The 1,804-nt window shown below is 35.9% G+C and carries 2 protein-coding genes; both read left to right on the forward strand.

The genetic code is table 11. From position 1 onward, the window contains the following. The first annotated feature begins 147 nt into the window (after window positions 1-147). A complete protein-coding gene (repM, locus tag J582_RS24940; protein WP_006582659.1) occupies window positions 148-1,083 on the forward strand; it encodes a replication initiation protein RepM in 936 nt (311 codons plus the stop codon). A 72-nt stretch (window positions 1,084-1,155) separates the two neighbouring features. Further along, window positions 1,156-1,701 (forward strand): plasmid replication DNA-binding protein, encoded by a 546-nt coding sequence (locus J582_RS24945; RefSeq protein WP_025466892.1) that lies wholly within the window; start codon window positions 1,156-1,158, stop codon window positions 1,699-1,701. The last annotated feature ends 103 nt before the right edge of the window (window positions 1,702-1,804 follow it).

The following is a 1,804-nucleotide window of genomic DNA, read 5'->3' on the forward strand; positions in this document are numbered from 1 at the left end:
TATACAACACCAAAAAGTCACCTATACAACACCAAAAAGTCACCTATACAACACCAAAAAGTCACCTATACAACACCAAAAAGTCACCTATTTACACCACTGATTAATGATGGTGTAATAACACCACGTATAATAAAGGTGTAGCAAATGCCTACCAGTGAATTAATAGTAAAAGATAACGCTTTAATTAATGCGAGTTATAATTTAGATACCGTAGAACAACGGTTAATTCTACTGGCTATCTTACAAGCAAGAGAAACAAGAACAGGGATTGATGCAAACACTAGGCTACGGATCCATGCCAGTGACTATATGAGCAGATTTAATGTTAATAAGCATGCCGCCTACAAAGCCCTAAAAACAGCAGTTACTAACCTTTTTGGTAGACAGTTTAGCTATCAAACAATTGATGAAAAAACAGGAAAATCAAAGAAAGTAATTTCTCGATGGGTTCAAAATATTTCTTATATTGATGATGCTGCAACCTTAGAGGTTACTTTTACAATGGATGTAGTACCCTTAATTACACGTTTAGAAAAACAATTTACGAGTTATCAGTTAAAACAAGTTACCCAATTAACAGGAAAATATGCCATCCGACTCTATGAGTTGCTTATAGCATGGCGTGAAGTCGGTAAGACTCCTATATTTGAAGTTTCTGACTTTCGTTCGAAGCTTGGCTTAACTTCAGATGATTACCCAAGACTAGATACATTTAAACGACGTGTACTTGAATCAGCAGTCAAACAGATAAATGAACATACAGATATCATCGTTAAAGTTGAACAGCATAAAGAAGGTCGCTCTATTTCTGGGTTCTCTTTTAGCTTCAAACAAAAAAGAAATCCGAACAAAGTAATAGAACGCAAGAAAGATCCCAATACATTAGATATTTTTTCCAGAATAACAGATGCTCAACGTCACCTATTTGCTAACAAGCTTTCAGAATTACCTGAAATGGGGAAATACTCTCAGGGCACTGAAAGCTATCAACAGTTTGCAATAAGAATTGCTGAAATGCTTCAAGATCCTGCTAAGTTTCAAGAATTACATCCTTATCTTGAAAAAGTTGGCTATCGTTAAACTACTGATGCAAGTTCTAGCTGTTTTTTAATTATTGTCTACAAGCATACAGATTTTTACTTGGGTTACATGATGAAAGCACTATCTGTTATTGAGTTATCACAACTTTATGGGATGAATCGACAAAGTATTTATAAGCGTATAAATAAAGGAGATTTATCAAAAAATAGTGATGGGAAAATAGATTTATCTGAAGCCATACGAGTATTTGGCGAACCATCTAATAAAAATAATAATGTAACTACGTTACAGTCTACTACGGTACAAAAAGATACAGAAGTAGACATGCTAAAACAGCAAGTAGACATACTTAAAAAACAGCTAGAACTTGCACATGAGCGAGAAGTTTTCCAAAGAGAACAGCTAGAAGCAAAAGACAATCAAATAGAAGCAATACAACGACTGCTAGAAGCCCCAAAGACTAATATGACTACGTTTACCGATCAGAAACCTAGCCAAGATATAGTAACTAATCCTCGGCCAGAATCTGAGCCAAAACATGATGTATTGACTACGCCGGGGCAGACTGAAAATAAGCGGATTCCAGTACCGGAGCACATTGAACAGGAACCGGAAAAAAGAGGCTTTTGGAGCCGTTTTTTTAGACCCTATGATTAACCACGATTGTTTAACTGATATGAACAAAGTTGTGGAACATTGATCAAAGAATAGGCGTGGAACGTGAAAAATCATAAAAAAAGCCCGAACAGTGATGCTCGGG

The sequence above is a fragment of the Acinetobacter sp. 1566109 genome (genome assembly GCF_000582255.1).
GTDB classification, from domain to species: Bacteria; Pseudomonadota; Gammaproteobacteria; order Pseudomonadales; family Moraxellaceae; genus Acinetobacter; species Acinetobacter nosocomialis.